At 72.9% G+C, this 16986-nt stretch carries 16 protein-coding genes; 6 read left to right on the top strand and 10 right to left on the bottom strand.

Annotated elements, in window-relative coordinates; all coding sequences use genetic code 11:
* Positions 1 to 94 precede the first annotated feature (94 nt).
* The gene (locus tag AB0Q96_RS18570; protein ID WP_365326664.1) at positions 95 to 1030 is read left to right on the top strand and encodes a LysR family transcriptional regulator; all 936 of its coding nucleotides are present in this window, start codon (positions 95 to 97) and stop codon (positions 1028 to 1030) included.
* Positions 1031 to 1033: 3 nt separating this feature from the next.
* Here AB0Q96_RS18570 and AB0Q96_RS18565 read toward each other — a convergent pair whose 3' ends face one another.
* The 4 genes from AB0Q96_RS18565 to AB0Q96_RS18550 all read right to left on the bottom strand — a co-directional run bounded on the left by AB0Q96_RS18565 (position 1034) and on the right by AB0Q96_RS18550 (position 5006).
* Complete coding sequence (locus AB0Q96_RS18565) at positions 1034 to 2203, bottom strand: oxygenase MpaB family protein (protein ID WP_365326662.1); 1170 nt, start codon at positions 2201 to 2203, stop codon at positions 1034 to 1036.
* Between the two features lie 52 nt (positions 2204 to 2255).
* The gene (locus AB0Q96_RS18560) at positions 2256 to 3326 is read right to left on the bottom strand and encodes a polyprenyl synthetase family protein (protein ID WP_365326660.1); all 1071 of its coding nucleotides are present in this window, start codon (positions 3324 to 3326) and stop codon (positions 2256 to 2258) included.
* Positions 3319 to 3597, bottom strand: coding sequence for a polyprenyl synthetase (locus AB0Q96_RS18555; protein WP_365326658.1), 279 nt, complete (start codon positions 3595 to 3597; stop codon positions 3319 to 3321). The genes AB0Q96_RS18560 and AB0Q96_RS18555 overlap by 8 nt, the downstream gene beginning before the upstream one ends.
* 110 nt (positions 3598 to 3707) lie before the next feature.
* Positions 3708 to 5006: an amidohydrolase gene (locus AB0Q96_RS18550; protein WP_365326656.1), complete on the bottom strand. Its 1299-nt coding sequence runs from the start codon at positions 5004 to 5006 to the stop codon at positions 3708 to 3710.
* Between the two features lie 245 nt (positions 5007 to 5251).
* Here AB0Q96_RS18550 and AB0Q96_RS18545 point away from each other — a divergent pair, with 245 nt between their 5' ends.
* Positions 5252 to 6961: an alpha/beta fold hydrolase gene (locus AB0Q96_RS18545; RefSeq protein WP_365326654.1), complete on the top strand. Its 1710-nt coding sequence runs from the start codon at positions 5252 to 5254 to the stop codon at positions 6959 to 6961.
* Entirely contained in the window at positions 6954 to 8102 is a 1149-nt protein-coding gene (locus AB0Q96_RS18540) for a tetratricopeptide repeat protein (RefSeq protein ID WP_365326652.1), read from the top strand. Before AB0Q96_RS18545 ends, AB0Q96_RS18540 begins: the two co-directional genes overlap by 8 nt.
* A gap of 60 nt (positions 8103 to 8162) precedes the next feature.
* Here AB0Q96_RS18540 and AB0Q96_RS18535 read toward each other — a convergent pair whose 3' ends face one another.
* The 4 genes from AB0Q96_RS18535 to AB0Q96_RS18520 all read right to left on the bottom strand — a co-directional run bounded on the left by AB0Q96_RS18535 (position 8163) and on the right by AB0Q96_RS18520 (position 11665).
* Positions 8163 to 9812, bottom strand: a complete 1650-nt coding sequence (locus AB0Q96_RS18535; RefSeq protein ID WP_365326650.1) for an acyl-CoA dehydrogenase family protein — start codon at positions 9810 to 9812, stop codon at positions 8163 to 8165.
* Complete coding sequence (locus AB0Q96_RS18530; protein ID WP_365326649.1) at positions 9796 to 10437, bottom strand: TetR/AcrR family transcriptional regulator; 642 nt, start codon at positions 10435 to 10437, stop codon at positions 9796 to 9798. Before AB0Q96_RS18530 ends, AB0Q96_RS18535 begins: the two co-directional genes overlap by 17 nt.
* A gap of 43 nt (positions 10438 to 10480) precedes the next feature.
* Entirely contained in the window at positions 10481 to 11011 is a 531-nt protein-coding gene (locus tag AB0Q96_RS18525) for a hemerythrin domain-containing protein (RefSeq protein ID WP_365326647.1), read from the bottom strand.
* A 69-nt stretch (positions 11012 to 11080) separates the two neighbouring features.
* On the bottom strand, positions 11081 to 11665 hold the full coding sequence (locus AB0Q96_RS18520) for a TMEM165/GDT1 family protein (protein WP_365326645.1): 585 nt from the start codon (positions 11663 to 11665) through the stop codon (positions 11081 to 11083).
* Between the two features lie 351 nt (positions 11666 to 12016).
* On the opposite strand from AB0Q96_RS18520, the gene AB0Q96_RS18515 reads away from it, so the two are divergent.
* The 3 genes from AB0Q96_RS18515 to AB0Q96_RS18505 all read left to right on the top strand — a co-directional run bounded on the left by AB0Q96_RS18515 (position 12017) and on the right by AB0Q96_RS18505 (position 15350).
* Positions 12017 to 12790, top strand: a complete 774-nt coding sequence (locus AB0Q96_RS18515) for a TetR/AcrR family transcriptional regulator (protein ID WP_365326643.1) — start codon at positions 12017 to 12019, stop codon at positions 12788 to 12790.
* Positions 12787 to 14175 (top strand): MFS transporter, encoded by a 1389-nt coding sequence (locus tag AB0Q96_RS18510; protein WP_365326641.1) that lies wholly within the window; start codon positions 12787 to 12789, stop codon positions 14173 to 14175. The genes AB0Q96_RS18515 and AB0Q96_RS18510 overlap by 4 nt, the downstream gene beginning before the upstream one ends.
* Positions 14176 to 14252: 77 nt before the next feature.
* Entirely contained in the window at positions 14253 to 15350 is a 1098-nt protein-coding gene (locus AB0Q96_RS18505) for a PP2C family protein-serine/threonine phosphatase (RefSeq protein WP_365326639.1), read from the top strand.
* A 105-nt stretch (positions 15351 to 15455) separates the two neighbouring features.
* On the opposite strand, the gene AB0Q96_RS18500 is transcribed toward AB0Q96_RS18505, so the two are convergent.
* Positions 15456 to 16475, bottom strand: coding sequence for a hypothetical protein (locus AB0Q96_RS18500; RefSeq protein WP_365326638.1), 1020 nt, complete (start codon positions 16473 to 16475; stop codon positions 15456 to 15458).
* Between the two features lie 228 nt (positions 16476 to 16703).
* A complete protein-coding gene (locus tag AB0Q96_RS18495; RefSeq protein WP_365326636.1) occupies positions 16704 to 16922 on the bottom strand; it encodes a heavy-metal-associated domain-containing protein in 219 nt (72 codons plus the stop codon).
* Between the last annotated feature and the right edge of the window lie 64 nt (positions 16923 to 16986).

Here is a 16986-nt window from a genome sequence, read left to right as displayed (position 1 = left end):
TCACGTCCCTCAGGTTTCCGTCGGTGTCCGCCGCGCATCAAGGTGCAACAATGCAATCGGCGTTGAGCGAGGCTAAACGATCGGAGGGGGTCCCGTGCTCGAACGGCACGAACTGGAGGCGTTCCTGACCCTCGGCGACGAGCTGCACTTCGGGCGCACCGCCGAGCTCCTCGGCGTCTCCACCGGCCGGATCAGCCAGACCGTCAAGAAGCTGGAGCGCCGCGTCGGCACCCCGCTCTTCGTCCGCACCAGCCGCAGCGTCCGCCTCACCCCCGTCGGTGCCCGCCTCCACGAGGAACTCCGCCCCGCCCACCGCCGGATCCTCGCCGCCCTCGAACACGCCACCGCCGCCGGCCGCGGCATGCTCGGCACGCTGCGCGTCGGCTTCGCCTCCCCCTGGGGCGGCGCCCTGCTCACCGCCGCCGCGGACGCCTTCCTCGCCCGCCACCCCGGCTGCGAGGTCACCCTCCGCGAGATCCCCCTCGACGCCGGCACCCGGCCCGTCGAGGACGGCGAACTCGACCTCCAGTACGCCACCTTCCCGGTCGCCGTCCCCGGCCTCACCCCCGGCCCGGTCCTGATCCGGGAGGACCGGGTGCTCCTCGTCCCGGCCGGACACCCGCTGGCCCGCCGTACCTCCGTCGGCCTGGAGGACCTCGCCGGGCAGACCCTGGTCACCAGCGGCGCCGCTCACCCCCGCGCCTGGCGCGCCCACCACTACCCGACCCGCACCCCCTCCGGCGCGCCCGTCGGGCACGGCCCCTCGGCCGCCACCTGGGAGGAGGTGCTGTCCCTGGTCGGCGCGGGCCGCGGCGTCTCCCCGGGAGCTGCCCGCGGCGCCCGCTACCACCCCCGCCCCGGCATCGCCTACGTGCCCTTCCACGACGCCCCGCCGCTCGAGTACGGCCTCGTCTGGCCGACGGCCGCCGAGTCCGCCCTGGTCAGGGCCTTCGCGGAGACGGCGGCGCGGATCCCGCCCGGGACCGGCACGGCGCCGGGCCACGGTGCCGCGGTACGGCGCCCCGCGTAGCGGCTACGAGCCGAGGACGGCGGCGGGCGGCGTCCAGCGGCGGGAGCGGGGCACCGCGGACGAGACGCCGAAGTCGGCCTTGAGGTGCTCGGGGATGGCGTAGTGCATGACCCGTCCCCGGGTGAGCGAGGACAGCTCGAAGACCGTGGTGAGGTGCCCGATCCGGTCGAGGGCCCAGGCCCCGAGCGGGGAACGGTCCTCGATGGTCTCCAGGACGCCCAGGAGGTGCGGCACCGCCTTGACGACGGTGTCCCACGGGGTGCGCGGGACCTCCAGCCAGTCGGCGGAGGTGTCGCCGACGAGGAAGCGGATGAGGGCGGAGACGATCGGGTCGAAGAAGGTGCCGGGCACGACCTCCTCGTACAGGTCGATGAGCTGCCGGGTCAGCACCGCGGCCTCCTCGGACGGGCCCATGTACCGGAGCATGTACCGGTCGAGGAAGGCGCGGGCCTCGGTGAGGTTCTGCGGGACGGCGTCCTGGTCGATCCCGAGGATGGCACCGACCACCTTCCACGCGTAGTAGTAGGCATCCGCCCCCTCCGTGGACATGTGGACGCCGAGCCGGTGCAGACTGTCGAGGACGAGGAGGGAGAAGAACATCTGCCCGCCGATCATGTCCTCCTGACAGATCGGCACCCCCAGCGCGGCCGTGTCCCAGCGGTCCTCGCGGACGAGGTGGTGGCGGATCGAGGCGTGCAGCAGCCGTACCTTCTGGGCGGCGGGGATGAACCGGCCGCCGGCCTCGAACGCGTCCGGCCGCATCAGGTGCACCGTGAACTGGCCGGTCTCCGCCATCCGCTTGGACGGGTACTTCAGGCCGTGGGTCGTCGACAGCAGCTTCGCCACGTGCGGGACGAGGTAGCAGGCGGGCATCGAGGCGAAGGACAGCGCCGTGGTGATGTGCACGTCGTTGTCGATGAAGAACAGTCGGGCCTTCTCCATCTCCTCCCAGTCCACCCACGCCGGAGCCGCGCTCGTGACGTGGAGGTACTCCCGCGCCACCTCGGGCAGTCCGTCCGGCAGGGGCGCGCCGGCGACGGAAACGTACCGCATCAGGGTGTTGAACTTGCCCACCTCGCCGCGTTCGAAGAGCGTGGCGACGGTGGCGTCGGCGAGTTCGTCGCCGACCAGGCGCAGGGCGTCGTGCGACGCGTCGCTGTCGGTGGAAGGCATACGGGGGCTCCTACGGGCTCGGGGCGGTGCTGGGTGCGGGCGGGTGCGGTGGTCAGGATGGCCGGATCGCGGCCGAGTGGGCGAGCGCGGTCAGGGCGGCGGCGCTCGCGGGGGGCACGTCGAGGCCGTCGAGCGCGCCCAGCGCCTCCTCGACCCGCGCGGCGATCATCTCCTCGACCCGGTCGGGCGCCTTCAGCCGCAGCATCAGCGCACGGACCTCGTCCCCGGCATCGTGCTCCGCCGCCGGGTCCGCGCCCGGTCCGTCCCGCCCCAGGAGGGCGCGCAGCCGGTCGCGTTCGCCCGGACCGGCGAGCCGCCAGGTCTCCGCGAGGAGGGCCGTGGGCCGGTGGCCGCGCAGGTCGTCGCCGTTGGACTTGCCGGTGCGCTCGGGGTCGCCGAACAGCCCGAGCAGGTCGTCGCGCAGCTGGAACGCCTCGCCCAGCGGCAGCCCGTACGCCGCGTACCCCTCGCGCAGGAGGCGCCCGGCCCCGGCGAGGGCGCCGCCGATCAGCAGGGGCTGCTCCACGGTGTACTTGGCGGTCTTGTAGCGGATCACCTTCAGCGAGGCGTCCGTGTCGGGTTCGGCGCCCGTGTGCAGGATCTCCAGGCACTCGCCCGCGACCAGCTCCCGCGCGAGCAGCGCCCACAGCGGGCGGGCCCGGCCGAGATAGGCGGCGGGCAGGCCGCTGGTCACGAACAACTGCCCGGCCAGCGACATCAGCAGGTCGCCGAGGAGCATCGCGAGCGACCGGGCGGCGCCGTCGGCCCCCGGGTGGTGCGGAACGGCGGCGCGCAGCGCCAGGTGCGCGGTGGGCCGGCCGTGCCGCAGCGGACTGTCGTCGACGAGGTCGTCGTGCACGACGGCCGCCGCGTGGACCAGCTCCAGGGCCGCCGCCGCCCGTACGAGGGCCTCGCTGTCCGGCTGGCCCGCGCCGCGCCAGCCCCAGTAACAGAACGCCGCCCGCAGCCGTTTGCCCGCCGCGACCGCCGTCTCCAGTTCCACGGCCACCGGCGCGAGCGCGGGGTCGACCCCCGCCAGCAGGTCGGCCTCCTGGGCGACGAACCGGTGCAGTGCCGTGTCCACCCGGGCCTTGAACCCGGCCGGGTCCCACGACTCAGACATCGTCGGCGCCCCGGCGGGCCACCACGTGCCGGGCGAGTACCTCCAGGTGGGGCGGCGGCGCGGAGGCGTACCGGTCCAGGGCGAGACGTCCGCGCGCCATCAGGTCCCGCTCGGCGTCCGAGGCCAGCTCCGCCGTGTCCGAACGGCGCATCAGCCCCCGGACCGTGCCGAGCGCCGACCCCAGCGTGCCGATCGCCAGATCGGCGAGTCCCGCCACGAGCAGGAGGGCCTGGTCGTCCAGGCCCTCGCGGTGCCCAGCGTCCCGCGTCATGTCGTCCTCCCGCATTCGGATCCGTCCGCGTCAGCGTGTCGGGGCGTGGCGGCGGGAGGACGCCGGAACTCACGAACGAGTGAGGCGATATCCGGCCGTCGTACGGGGCGTCATCCGGCCGTCAGTGCCCCGGCGAGGTGGTCGTACGCCACCTGCGCGTGCAGCCGGACCCCGGTCACCAGGGTGGCGTCGTCGGCGTAGAAGCGCGGGTTGTGGTTGGTGAGGAGGCCGCGGCCGTCCGGCGCGGCGACCGGGCGTCCCCCGGCGTCGAGGGTCGCGTCCTGGACGCCGAGCATCACGTACAGGCCGCCGAAACGGTTCACGAACTCGGACACGTCGTCGTAGCCCAGCGTCGCGCCGGTCTCCACGACCCGCTCCGTGCCGACGACGCGCCGTAGCGTCGGCAGTCCGGCGGCCACCCACGCGGCGGTGTTGTGCACCGGCGGCACCGGCTGGAGGTACTCCACGGCCGCCGTGGCGCCGTACGCCGCCGCCGTGTGCTCGGCGAGCGTCGTCAGCCTCCGCTGGACCTCCGCCATGTCCGACTCCACCGCACAGCGGACCGTGCCCCACAGGGTGACGGTCTGGCCGATGATGTTGAAGCGGCCGACGTCCTCGACGTGCCCGATGGTCACGGTGACCGGGTCGAAGGCGGAGACCTGACGGTAGATCTGCCCGATCCCGGTCATGATGCCGCCGGCCGCCGGCATCGGGTCGACGCCCTGCCACGGCGTCGAGCCGTGCACCTGCTCGCCGGTCACGACGATCCGCACGAGCGTGGACGCCGCGTACTGGTTGCCGACGCGGTAGCCCACGTACCCCTTGGGATACGGGGTGACGTGCATCCCGAACACCATCGTCGGCACCGGATCGGTGAAGGCGCCCGCCGCCAGCATCGCCCGGGCCCCGCCCTCCTCGGTGACCGGCGGGCCCTCCTCGGCGGGCTGGAAGACGAACAGCACGGTCCCGGGGAGGTGGGCGCGCGCACCGGCGAGGACGGTCGCCGCGCCCATCAGCATCGCGGTGTGGCAGTCGTGCCCGCAGGCGTGCGAGACGGGGAACGGGCCGCCGGGATAGTCCGCGTCGACGGTCTCCGAGGCGAAGTCGGCGCCGCACAGGTCCCGCACGGGCAGCGCGTCGATGTCGGCCCGCAGCGCCATCACGCGCGCGCCCGGCAGACCGCCCCGGAGCACCCCCACCACCCCGTGCCCGGCGATGCCGGTGCGGACCTCGTCGAGACCGAGCGCGCGCAGGTGGCCCGCGACGAGACGGGCGGTCTCGACCTCGCGGTTGGGCAGCTCCGGGTGCCGGTGCAGATGGTGTCGCCAGGCGATCACCTGGGGCGCCACCTTCTCCGCGCTCCGGTCCAGCTCCTCGTGGATCGCGCCGTGCCGAGCTTCCGTACTCACGGGGCCTCCGTCTCGCCGTGCGGGGTGGGGCGGGGACGTGCACCCTCAGGCTGCCACGCGAGTGCACGCTTCGTCCGGCGAAGACGACCAGGCCTCAGCCGCACCCCACCGTGGCGGAGCGGCATCGCGGGAATCTGCTACTTTTCGTGTCATTTCACGCGCACATGAAAGTGCTGTCCGTGAGGATTCGTGAGAAGGGCTGAAGGGTGCGCACTTCCGCACACGTCGGTAGAGAACGCCTTCGGGTGGTGTTCGTGCACGGATTTCGTTCGGACCCGAGTGTCTGGGATCCGCTGATCAAGCTGATCCACACCGATGCCGAACTGGGGTTCGTCGAAACCAGTGCCTTCGCATACGAGACGACACTGTGGGGCCTGGATCCGCGGCGTCGCGTCCCGTCACTGGCCGCGATCGCGGGCAGCCTCAAGGAGTTTGTGGACACCGAAGCGGAAGGAGTTCGACGGCTCCTTCTCGTCGGGCACAGCATGGGAGGTCTGGTCATCCAGCGCTTTCTGGCGCGGATGCTCTCCGAGGGGCGTGGCAAGGATCTGGCTCGAATTCAGGGGGTGATTCTGCTCGCCACCCCGCATCACGGCTCTCAGTTGGGGTTGTTCCTGCGGCGTTGGTTCCTGCCCGGAAATCCTCAAGAAGCCATGCTCCGGCCTCTGGTCGACGAGGTCGCGGAGACCCAGGGCATCGTGATGCGAAACGTCGTTCACGCCCATGATGTCACCGCGGGAACGTGCCCCATTCCCTTCGTGGTCTATGCGGGAGAGACGGACAACATCGTCCCGCTCGCCTCCGCGCAGAGCGTCTTCCCGGACGCGGCCGTGCTCCCGGGCGGCCATTCGGATCTTGTACGACCGGTCGACGCCGCCGATCGCCGCTACCGAAGCCTGCGCCGGCGGATCATCGAGGCGGCGGAGCGCGATGGTTCGCTTCCGCCACGGCGGCCGGGCATCCGAGTCCAGAGTCCTTGTACCGGGCGAACCGCGGAGTTACGTGTCCTGTCGGATCTTCTTCACCCCGATGCCTCATGTCCCCCGACCGTCGCCTTGACGGGAATGGCCGGGGTGGGAAAGAGCACCCTCGCGACCCACGCGGCGGAGTGCGCGCGGGCCGAGGAATGGTTCACGGGCGGAGTGCTCCATCTCGACATGAACGGGCACAGCGCCGCCGGCCCGCTGGACGCCTCCACGGCCGCTGCGCGATTGCTCCGCCAGATCGGCGATCGCGATGCCGGAAGGCCCGATACCTGCGCCGTAGAGCGATGGCATGCGGCCCTGGACGAGCGCGCGGGCCGAGCGGAACGCCTTCTCGTGGTCCTGGACGACGTCCGGACCGTGAGCCAGGTCGGCCCTCTGCTGCCGAGTGTGGGCTCATGTCACCGCATCCTGATGACGTCCAGGCACAAGCTGGGCGATCTGCGGTCCGCCAGGTTGGTCGAGGTTCACCCACTCGACGGAGAGCGGGGAGCGAGACTGCTCCGCACGTCCCTCGCGCTTGCTCATCCGGGCGACGGGCGGGCGGACGAGGCTCCAGGAGAGTTCGTCCGGCTCGCGGAGTTGTGCGGTGGTCTGCCCATGGCCCTCGTGGTCGTCGCCGGCATCTTGAAATCCCAGCGCACGCTGTCGCCGACGCAACTGGCGGAAGAACTCGGGAACGCCCGCACCAGGTTGGACGTGCTGTCACCTGAGGGCACGAACGAAGGAGGCCAGGAGCTCGCTGTGCGAGCCGCCTTCGAGCTCTCGTACACCTATCTGAAGAGTCGGCAGGCCCGTCTGTTCAGACTGGTTTCCCTGAATCCGGGTCCGGACCTTTCCGTGGAAGCGGTCGCCGCGCTCGCCGGCGCGGAGCCGATCTTGGCCTTGCGAGGGGTGCGGGAGCTCGCGGACGCACATCTCGTCGAATCCCGGGGAATGGGGGGGTGCCGTAGTGAGGTGGGCGATGCATGACCTGCTGCGGTTGTACGCGGACGAGAAGGGCAGGCAGGCTCGATTCCGCGAAGAGAGAAGAGCGGGACTCGACAGGCTGCTGGATTTCTATCGCCGCGACGCTGCCGCCGCACACGCATGCCTACGGCCGGCCGACCGACCAAACAGGGAAAGGACCCGATTTGTCCTCACCTCGGATGCACTGATGTGGATGAGATCGGAGGAGGAGAACATCATCGGCGCGGCGTTTCTCGCGCTGCATTCCAGGCGGGACGCAATCGCGTTCGACATCGTTCTTTTCCTTCACGAGCACTCGGCACAGTGGTCGGACCGACACCGCTGGGCGGGGCTGACAAGACGAGCACTGGACGCCGCCACCGTCACGGCCACCCCGAGACAGCGCCTCCTGCTGCGCCTCGCACACGGTTCCGCACTGGATCTCGCAGGTTCTCCGAAAGCGGCCCTGGGCGTGCTCGAGCCTGCACTCCAATCGGCTCGCACGTTCGGCGACCGGCTCTTGCATGCCTTTTCGCTGATGGCTATGGGATCCGTGTGCCGGTCGGCCGGACAGTCCGAGGAGGCCGAGAAGCACGCCAAGGCTGCGGCTGAGCTACTGGGATCCGCCGAACCACATCTGCGCGCTCATGCACTGAACAACGCAGCCAACGCCATAAGACAAGCGGGCAAGGCGGATCAGGCCGTGGCCACGCACCGTGAGGTGCTGTCCACGTGGCGGGCCGGAGACGACATGTGGGGAGAGGCGGAGTCGTCCCTCAACCTGGGGAACGCGTTGGTCTCACGTGGAGACTTGGCGGAGGCCCTCGGGATGTTCAGGTGTTCTGTCAGGCTGTACGGAGAGCTGGGGGATCCACACGGCATGACCGTGGCGAGTACGAGTCTCGCGACACAGTTGGCCGCTGCGGGCCGTGAGGCCGAGGCCGCCGACAGCTGGCTCGGCCTCGCGGACTTCATGAGGGACCGGAGACGCACGGCTGAGGAGGTGAAGGCCCTGACACATGCGGCGCGAGCACTGGAGGCGGCCGGGGACCTCCAAGGGAGCCTACGAGTCCAGGTCCGGATCAGCACGACCCTCCAGTCCCGGAGCGCGGCCACTGGCGCGGGGGCCGCCGCGTCCACGATGCCGGGCGGGGAGGACCGATGAGAGGGCACGGCGTGGGGGTTTCCCCGAAGGCAGGACCGAGGAAGCCCCCACAGCATCACCTCAGGGCGTGAACTGGGGTGCGCCCCGCTCGATGATCGCCGCCGTGTCCAGGCCGGGCGGGAGGGTGCCGAAGGCGACGCCCCAGTCGCCGTCCAGGCGGGAGGCGCAGAAGGCGTCGGCGACGGCCGGGTGGCCGTGTCGGACGAGGAGCGAGCCCTGGAGGACGAGGGCGAGGTGCTCGACGGTCCGGCGGGCGCGGTACTGGAGGGCGTCCGGGTCGCCGAGCCCCGCGAGGTCCTTGCGGAGGCGGGCCGTCGCCGCGTCCAGGCGCCGGTCGGCGCCCGCCGCGCGGTCGACCTCCGCGAAGAATGCCTCCACCGCCTCGGGCTGACGCCCCATCGCCCGCAGCACGTCCAGCGCGGCCACGTTGCCCGAGCCCTCCCAGATGGAGGGGAGCGGCGACTCGCGGTAGAGGCGGGGGAGTCCCGAGTCCTCCACGTAGCCGTTGCCGCCCAGGCACTCCAGTGCCTCGGCCGCGTGGACGGGGGCGCGCTTGCACACCCAGTACTTCGTGACCGCGAGCCCGAGGCGGCGCAGCTGCTCCTCCTGGGCGTCCCCGGCGGTCGCCCGGTCCACCGCGCCGGCGAGGCGCATCGCGGCGACCGTCGCGGCCTCCGCCTCGACCGCGAGGTCCGCGAGGACGTTGGTCATCAGCGGCTGGTCGAGGAGGCGGGCGCCGAACGCGGAGCGGCGCGTCGCGTGGTGCACGGCCTGGACGAGCCCCTGGCGCATCCCGGACGCCGAGCTGACGGCGCAGTCGAGCCGGGTCATGTTCACCATCCGGATGATGGTGGCGACCCCGCGGCCCTCCTCGCCGACGAGGTGCCCGAGCGCGCCCTCGTACTCGATCTCGCTGGAGGCGTTGGAACGGTTGCCCAGCTTGTCCTTGAGGCGCTGGAGCCGGATCGCGTTGCGCGAGCCGTCCGGCAGCACCCTCGGCACCAGGAAGCAGGACAGCCCGCCGGGCGCCTGGGCGAGGGTCAGGAAGACGTCCGACATCGGCGCGGACGTGAACCACTTGTGCCCGGTCAGCGCGTACGTCCCGGCCTCGCCCGTCGGCACCGCCCGGGTCGTGTTGGCGCGGACGTCCGAGCCGCCCTGCTTCTCGGTCATCGACATCCCGGCGATGATCCCGCGCTTCTCGGTCGGGACCCGCAGCCCGAAGTCGTACGTGGAGGAGGTCAGCAGCGGCTCGTAGACCGCGGCGAGCTCCGGCTCGGCCCGCAGCGCGGGCACCGCGGCGTACGTCATCGAGATCGGACACAGGTGGCCCGGGTCGGCCTGCCCCCACACGAACACCTTCGCGGCGCGCGCCACGTGCGCGCCGGCCCGGCCGTCGGCCCAGGGCGCGCCGTGCAGCCCGTGCTGCACGGCCACGTTCATCAGCTCGTGCCAGTACGGGTGGAACTCGACCTCGTCGATCCGGTGCCCGTACCGGTCGTGGGTGTGCAGCACCGGGGAGTGCCGCTCGGCGAGCCGCCCCCACTCCTGTGCCTGCTGCCCGCCCGCCATCACGCCCAGCTCCCGGACGTCGGTCTCCGCCCAGTCGGCGCCCTCGCGCCGCAGCGCCTCCAGGAGCGCGGGGTCGGCCGAGACGTCGTAACCGGTCAGCGGCGGGACTTGGTTGGTGACCTCATGCGTGGTGGGCATCGGGAACTCCCAGGGCTCGGAGGGTGAAGGTGACCAGGGCGGGTACGGTGCCGGGCCCCACGGCTTCGCCGTCCGGCTCCCCGGCGGACGGGCCGGTCAGCGGGCCGATGAGGGCCTCCGCGCCCGCGCCCACGAGCGCGGAGGCGGTCAGCCGGGGGTCCTGGGGCGGGAGTTCGCCGCTCTCGACGCCGGTGGTGATCAGCGCCGCGAAGACGTCGCGGAACGCGCGCCGGAAGACGAGGCGCTCGCCGTCGACCGCCGGGTCGACCGGCTCGGCGAGCAGCGCGTAGGCGAGCCGGGGCGCTTTCAGGGCCCGGGTCGCGAAGGTCTCTATGACGGCCACCACGCGGTCCGCGGCGCCCCGGTGCGCGCCGAGGGCCGCGGCTTCGGAGACGGCGGCGACCTCGCGTCCGACGACCGTGCGGAACAGCTCGACGGAGAGCTCGGCCTTGCTGGGGAAGTGGCGGTACACGCTGCCGGTGGCGATCCCCGCCCGCGCGGCGACGGCGGCCATGGTGCAGCCGGCGTAGCCGTGCTCGGCGAGCAGTCCGAGGCCCGCCTCGACGACGGTGGTGCGCTGTGCGTCCTGGCGGGCCTGGACCGCGGGCGTGCGTCGGTAGGGCATGGAAGGAGTGAAGCAGTGATTCAGTCCTTCAGCAAGGACCCGTTCACGGCTGCGTCAGATCGTGCAGCGCGAAGTCCTCGAAGCCCGCGTGCAGCGCCCCGGCGGAGCCGTCGAGCGCGTTGAGGGCGCCGACCAGCTTGCGTTCCTCGTACGTGAAGTGGGACTCGACCAGGGCGACGAGGCCGTCCAGCTCGCCGCTGATCCGGCGCACCTCGGCGGGGTCCGGCTCGGGTCCGGTGCCGAGCCCGTCGACCAGCTTTTGGACGGCCCGGAGGAGCTCGGTCACCTGCTCGTGGTCCCGGGAGAGCTCGTCGAGGACGGGTCGCAGCTCGGGGTGGCGGCGGGCGAGGGTGGGGAAGACGCCCTCGTCCTCGGCGGTGTGGTGACGGGTGAGGGCGGTGCAGAAGGCGAGGCAGTGGGCGCGCAGTTCGCGCGGGCGCTCCCCGCCGGAGGCGAGATGGCCGGCCACGTCCGCGCGCAGGCGGGCCAGTTCCTCGCGGAGGTAGAGGTGGACGTCGACGAGTTGGTTGCCGAACGCGGTGAGGCGGTCGGAGGGTTCGGGACGGAGGGACATGCCCGCATCGTAGGCGGGCGGGCACGTCCCTCAGGGCCCTTTTTCCGTGGCCCGGCGGCTTGTGCCGGCTCAGCCCGTGAAGACCTCCACGAGCGACCAGACCGCGAGCCCGGCCATGCACACGCCGCCGATCCGCTGGACGGTCTTGAGCGGGACGCGCTTCGCGATGAAACGGCCCGCGACGAGCGCGAGCGCCGACACGCTCATGAGGGCGGCGGCGGAGCCGATCGCAGTCGACCAGGTGCCGTTGGTGGCGGCGAGGTTGGCCGTGGTGATCTGGGTCAGGTCGCCCCACTCGCTGATGAAGACGGCCATGAAGGCGGTCGAGTAGACGGGCCAGAACCCGGTCACGGTCTTGCCGCCGGCGTCGTCCTCGTCCTCGTCGCCCCCGCCGCGCAGCAGCATGAAGGCGCCGAAGCCGAAGAGCAGGGCCGAGACGAGTTTGACGCTCCAGCCGGGCAGGAGCCCGAGCAGGCTGCCGGCGCCCACGGCGATGGCCACATGGACGATGAACGCGGTCGAGGTGCCGAACCACACGTACAGCGGACGCATGCGCGTGCCCATGGCGAGGGACGCGAACATCGTCTTGTCGGGAAGCTCGGCGAGGAAGATCAGCCCGAAGGCGGTGATGATCGCCAAGGGGTCGAGGTGCATACCGGGAGCTCTCTGCTCGGACCGGGCCCGGGCCCGACACGGCGCCTGGAGGGGCGACGGGAGGACCACTCGGCCCGGCATGACGAACCACGCCCACAGGTGCGGACGTGGCATGGATGCCTGGCCGAAGGTCTCGCCCGTCCGCGCTTCCGCACGGACCCGGTCACCGGGAACCCGGGGGTTCCAGTGTGTCGACGACCGGTTCGCAGGGCTACTCCCCTTCGCTCCCGCCAGTGTAACGGACGGGCCCGGCGGGCCTACCGGGGCCGGTGCCTTTCTGTCGCCGATCTTCGTAGACACTGTCTACGAAAGGGGTAGACAGTGTCTACGGGGATCGGCTAGACAAGGATCATGTCCGCAGAACCCACTCCGCCTCCGCCCCTGCCCTCCCCGTCCTCCCCGCCCTCCGTTCCCGCCACCCTGACGCCCGAGACCGGGCCGGGGGTCGGGCCGGAGACCGCGCCCGCGACGCAGCCCGAGACCGGGCTGCGCGACCGGCTCGTCCGGGCCGGGGTCGAGCTTGTCGACGCCGACGGCGTCCAGGCCCTGTCGCTGCGCGAGATCGCCCGCCGGGCCGGGGTCTCGCACGGCGCGCCCCGCCGCCACTTCCCGACCCACCTCGACCTGCTCTCGGCGATCGCCCGGGAGGGCTTCCGCGAGCTCGGCGCCCGCGCGGCGCGGGCCGAGGCGGGCGAGACGGAGGCACGGGCCCGGATCGGGGCCCTCGCGCGCGCCTACCTCGACTTCGCGCGGACCCGCGGCGGGATGTACGAGCTGATGTTCCGCCACGACCTCCTGGAGAGCGGCCGGCTCGGACTGCGCGACACGAGCCTCCCGCTCTTCGCGCGCTTCGCCGCCCTGGTCGCCGAGGCCCGCCCCGATGCCGATGCCGATGCCGATGCCGATGCCGATGCCGATGCCCGCCCCGGCCCCGATGCCGATGCCGATGCCGATGCCCGCCCCGACGCCGTCACCGCGGCCGGCGCGCTCTGGGCCAACCTGCACGGAATCGCCCAGCTCCGACGCTGGGGCAGCCTGCGCCTCGCGACGGGCGCGGACGACGTGGAGCCGCTGCTCGCCGCCACGCTCCGGGCGCACCTCGGTCCCGCGGAGGAGCCCCGATGAGCACCGGCGCCAGCACCCCCACCGCCGTCGCCGACCGGCCCGCCGCCGGGGCGGTCCGGCACCGTGTCCTCGCCCTCACCTGCAGTGTCCTTGGCGCCGCCGTCGTCGCCCTCGACGGGACCGTGCTGACCGTCGCCCAGCCCGTCCTCCAGCGCGACCTCGGCGCCGGTCTCGGGCAGGTGCAGTGGACCAGCACCGGCTACCTCGTGGCCGTCGCCGGACTGCTGGTGTTCGCCGGACGGCTCGGCGACCGGTACGGGCACCGCAGGATCTTCGCGATCGGCTGCCTCGGCTTCGCCGCGGCCTCCGCCGGGATCGCCGCCGCCCCCGACATCGGCACGGTGATCGCCCTGCGGGTCGCCCAGGGCGTCGCGGGCGCGCTGCTGCAACCCGCCACGCTCGGCATGCTGCGCGCCGCCTACCCGCCCGAACGCCTCGGCATGCCCGTCGCCCTGCGCACCAGCGCCATCGGCCTGGCCGCCGCGGCCGGACCGCTCATCGGCGGCGCGCTCGTCGGGGCGTACGGCTGGCGCGCGGTCTTCCTGATCGGCGTGGCCCCCACGGCGGCGCTCGCCCTCCTCTGCCTGGCCCTGCCCGAACGGCGCCCCGCCCCGCCGACCGCGGACACCCGCGGCCTCGCCGCCCTCGACCTGCCCGGCGCCTGCCTGCTCGGACTCGCCCTCGCCTGCCTCGTCCATGGCCTGGTCACCGGCACCCCCGCGGCCCTCGCCGCCGCCCTGCTCGCCGCGCTCCTCCTCGTACGGCACGAACGGCGGGCCCCGCACCCCCTGCTGCCGCCCGCACTGCTGCGGACGGGACCGGTCGCCGCCGGGCTCGGGGCGCTCCTCGCCGTGTCCGCCGCGTTCTCCGGCACCCTCTTCGCGGCCACCTACCTCTTCCAGGACACCCTCGGCCGCACGCCCATGGAGACCGCCCTGCGGATGGTCCCGCTGGCCGTGGCCGTGGTGCTGGGCGCGCCGGTCAGCGCCGTGCTCCACCGGCGCCTCGGCGCGCGGGCCACGGCCACCGGGGGCGCCCTCCTCACCGCGCTCGGCGTGCTTCTCCTCGGCCGGCCGGGTGTGACGGACTCGGGCCCGGTGACGGGCGCCTGCGCCGCGCTGATCGGGGCCGGGTTCGGCGCCGTGATGGTGACCGCGACCTCCGTCGTCGTGCACCGGGCGCCGCCCGAGCACGCCGGGGTCGCCGGCGGACTCCAGCAGACCGCCATGAACACCGGGCCCGTCCTCGGGGTCACCCTGGCCTCCCTGCTGCTCGCCTCCGGCCGCGCCCTGCCCGCGCTCGCCGCCCTCGCGGTGCTCGCCGCACCGGCCGCGCTCGCCCTGCCGGGACCGCGCAGGGACCCGGACACGCCACCGGCGCCGTAACGCCAGGGTCCGCCCCGTCCCGTACGTACGATCAGGCAATGCCCACAGGTGGTCACCGTCCCGCTACGCCCAAGGGGATGCGCACCCAGTTCACCATCGGCCTCGCGCTGCCCCTGCTGGCCCTCGCGCTCGTGGTGGTCATCGACCTCGCCACCTCGGAGGGACAGCACTTCGACCGGCTCCTCGTCATCGGTCCCGCGCTCGCCGCCGTCACCTGGAACGTGCGCGGCACCGTCGCCATCGGCGTGCTCGCCATGGCGCTGCGGCTGGCCCTCGCCCTGGCGCAGGGAGATCCCGCGCAGGACATCCTCGCCGCCGAGGCCGTCCTGGCCGTCGTCATCGCCGCGGCCGTCTGGGTCAGCCGGGTCCGCGCCCGCTACGAGCAGGACCTGCGGGAGGTCCTGGCCGTCGCCGAGGTCGTCCAGCGGGTGCTGCTGCGCCCGCTGGCGCCCCGGCTCGGCCGCGTAGAACTGCACCTGCTGTACCTGGCCGCCGCCGCGAAGGCCCGGATCGGCGGCGACTTCTACGAGGCCGTACGGATCCCCGGCGCCGTCCGGGTGCTGCTCGGCGACGTCCAGGGCAAGGGCCTCGGCGCCGTGGAGAGCGCCTCCGTGCTGCTGGGCGCCTACCGGGCGGCCGTCACCGACGCGCCCGACCTGGCCGCGCTCGCCGACCGCCTCGAAGTGGGCCTGGAGCGGTACGGCGCCTGGGACCCGGACGCCGACTCCGCCGAGCGCTTCGCCACCGTCCTCCTCCTCGAACTCCCCGACGACAAGGACGTCGTGCGCCTCCTGAGCTGCGGCCACCCGGCCCCGCTCCTCCAGCACGACGGGCAGGTGAGCCCGGTCGTCTTCACGGACCCGTCGCTGCCGGTCAACCTGGCCGGCCTGTTCGCCTCCCGGCACCGGGTGGAGGAGGTGCCGTTCGGCCCGGGGGACCGGCTGCTGCTGTTCACCGACGGTGTCAGCGAGACCCGGGACCGGGCGGGCGACTTCTACCCGCTGGAGGAGCGCCTCGACGGCTGGGCGGACCAGCCGGACGACCGGGTGCTGCCGCTGCTCCAGAAGGACCTCGCCCGCTATTCCGTGAACGGCCTGGAGGACGACGTGGCCGCGCTGCTCGTCGTACGCCCCCCGGAACCGGCCGTCGAGACCACGGCCACCGAGCGGAGCTGACGGGCGGGACCCGCTTCGATCGTGCGACACCGGGGTTCGACGCCTACCGGTGGGGCACGCCCGGCTCCCGCCCGGCTCCCGCCCGGCTCCCGCCCGGCTGAGGACTCACTGCATGACTTCGAGATGCGGATGGTCGAACGAGGCCGGACAGATGTGGATCTGGAGGTTGTAGCCCCTGCCGATCTCCACCATGGGCGGATCGGAGGGCCTGCGCAGTCCGGTGCGCTCCGGGGGGACCCGGTCTTCGAGGGGGATCCAGCTGCGGCTTCCGCCGTCCCACTCCCCGCTGCTGACGGTGAGCAGGGGCCGGTACTCGGTGTCGCAGCTCGGGCAGTGCATGGGCGAGGGGTCGCAAAAGCTCCACGGGCCCCAGCCGCCGATCTTCCAGCCGGGGGCGACCGAGAGCTCGTACTGGTAGTAGGCGCCGCCAGGGCCGTTCGCCGGGTCCTCCTCCTGCTCCTGGCCCCACGTGTGGAGGCGGCCGGCGAGTTCTTCCGGGAGTTCGTGTGGTGCGGGGTACTCGGTGACGACCTCGGGGTGCAGGACGCAGGGTTCGGGAACGTAGTGGCCGTAGTGCTCGACGTCTGCGGGTTCCGGGGGGTCGGTGAGCAGCTCGCCGACATCGGCGGCGGTCCGCCAGACGAGGCGGACCGCGGGCAGCCCGTCGTTGTGGTGGAGGGGGCACCACAACACCTGCAGGAGGTCGGCTCCCTCGGGGCCCGTGAGCCCCGGGACGTCGCGGAGGTGGAGCTGGGCGACCGGCACCAGGGCGTTCGGCTCGGTGTGAGGCGGGTGTCCGGCCTGGAGCTCGTCGAGAAAGGCACGCTGGTCGGGCGTGAGGAGGTCCTCGCCCGGCTCGCGGTGGCGAAGCCAGGCGGCTTCGAGCAGAGCCCGCCTCCGGCGGACGTCGTCGAGGGAGACGGGCGGCTCCCAGTTGTCGTGCTCCTGCGCGCAGCTCGGCCACTCCTCGTCGGACGGCCACAGGAGCGGCCCGCCGACGGAACTGTCGTGCACGGACGGCACGCCGGCACGCGGATGCAGGCGGACGGCTTGCCGGGCCAACGGCGCCAGCTGCGGGAACAGGGACACGATGTCCACCGGCCGGGGCGGGGTTGTTCTCGACACCTGTGCTCCTTCAGCGGCGACCTGCGAGTTCCGGCGGACTCTATACGCGGCATGTGACAGTCCTGTCGACTGTCCGGCCGGGTGGTCTTCACCGGCGCCCGGCCGAGGTGTCGGTGGTCCGGACGCGGAACGTCGTCGCCGTGCCGGCGCGGCGGGAGCTGCCGCGCGGCTGGACGTGGCGGAGGGGGCCGGGCGCGTTGCCCGGCCCCCTCCTGGGGTCCTCGTCGGTCAGGCGCGGCCGTGGAAGTCGTAGCCGGCGTCGTCGATCGTCGTCGAGATGAGCGCGTCGTCCGGCGCGGTGCTGGTGTTGACGGTGACCAGGCCGGTGGAGATCTCCACGCTCACGGTGTCGACGCCGTCCAGGCCGCGCAGGGCCTGGGAGACGATCGCCTTGCAGTGACCGCTGTTGACACCGGAAACCTTGTACGTGGTGGAGAAAGCGGACATGGAAGCCTCCTGAGCGTGTGCGCGTGATACCCCGAGGGGGTATTCCGTTGATCCATTTGTACCC

It is taken from the genome of Streptomyces sp. NPDC093111, from assembly GCF_040683955.1.
GTDB lineage: Bacteria > Actinomycetota > Actinomycetes > Streptomycetales > Streptomycetaceae > Streptomyces.
Note: the sequence above shows the minus strand (reverse complement) of the source record. Positions and strands in the feature narration are given on the sequence as shown.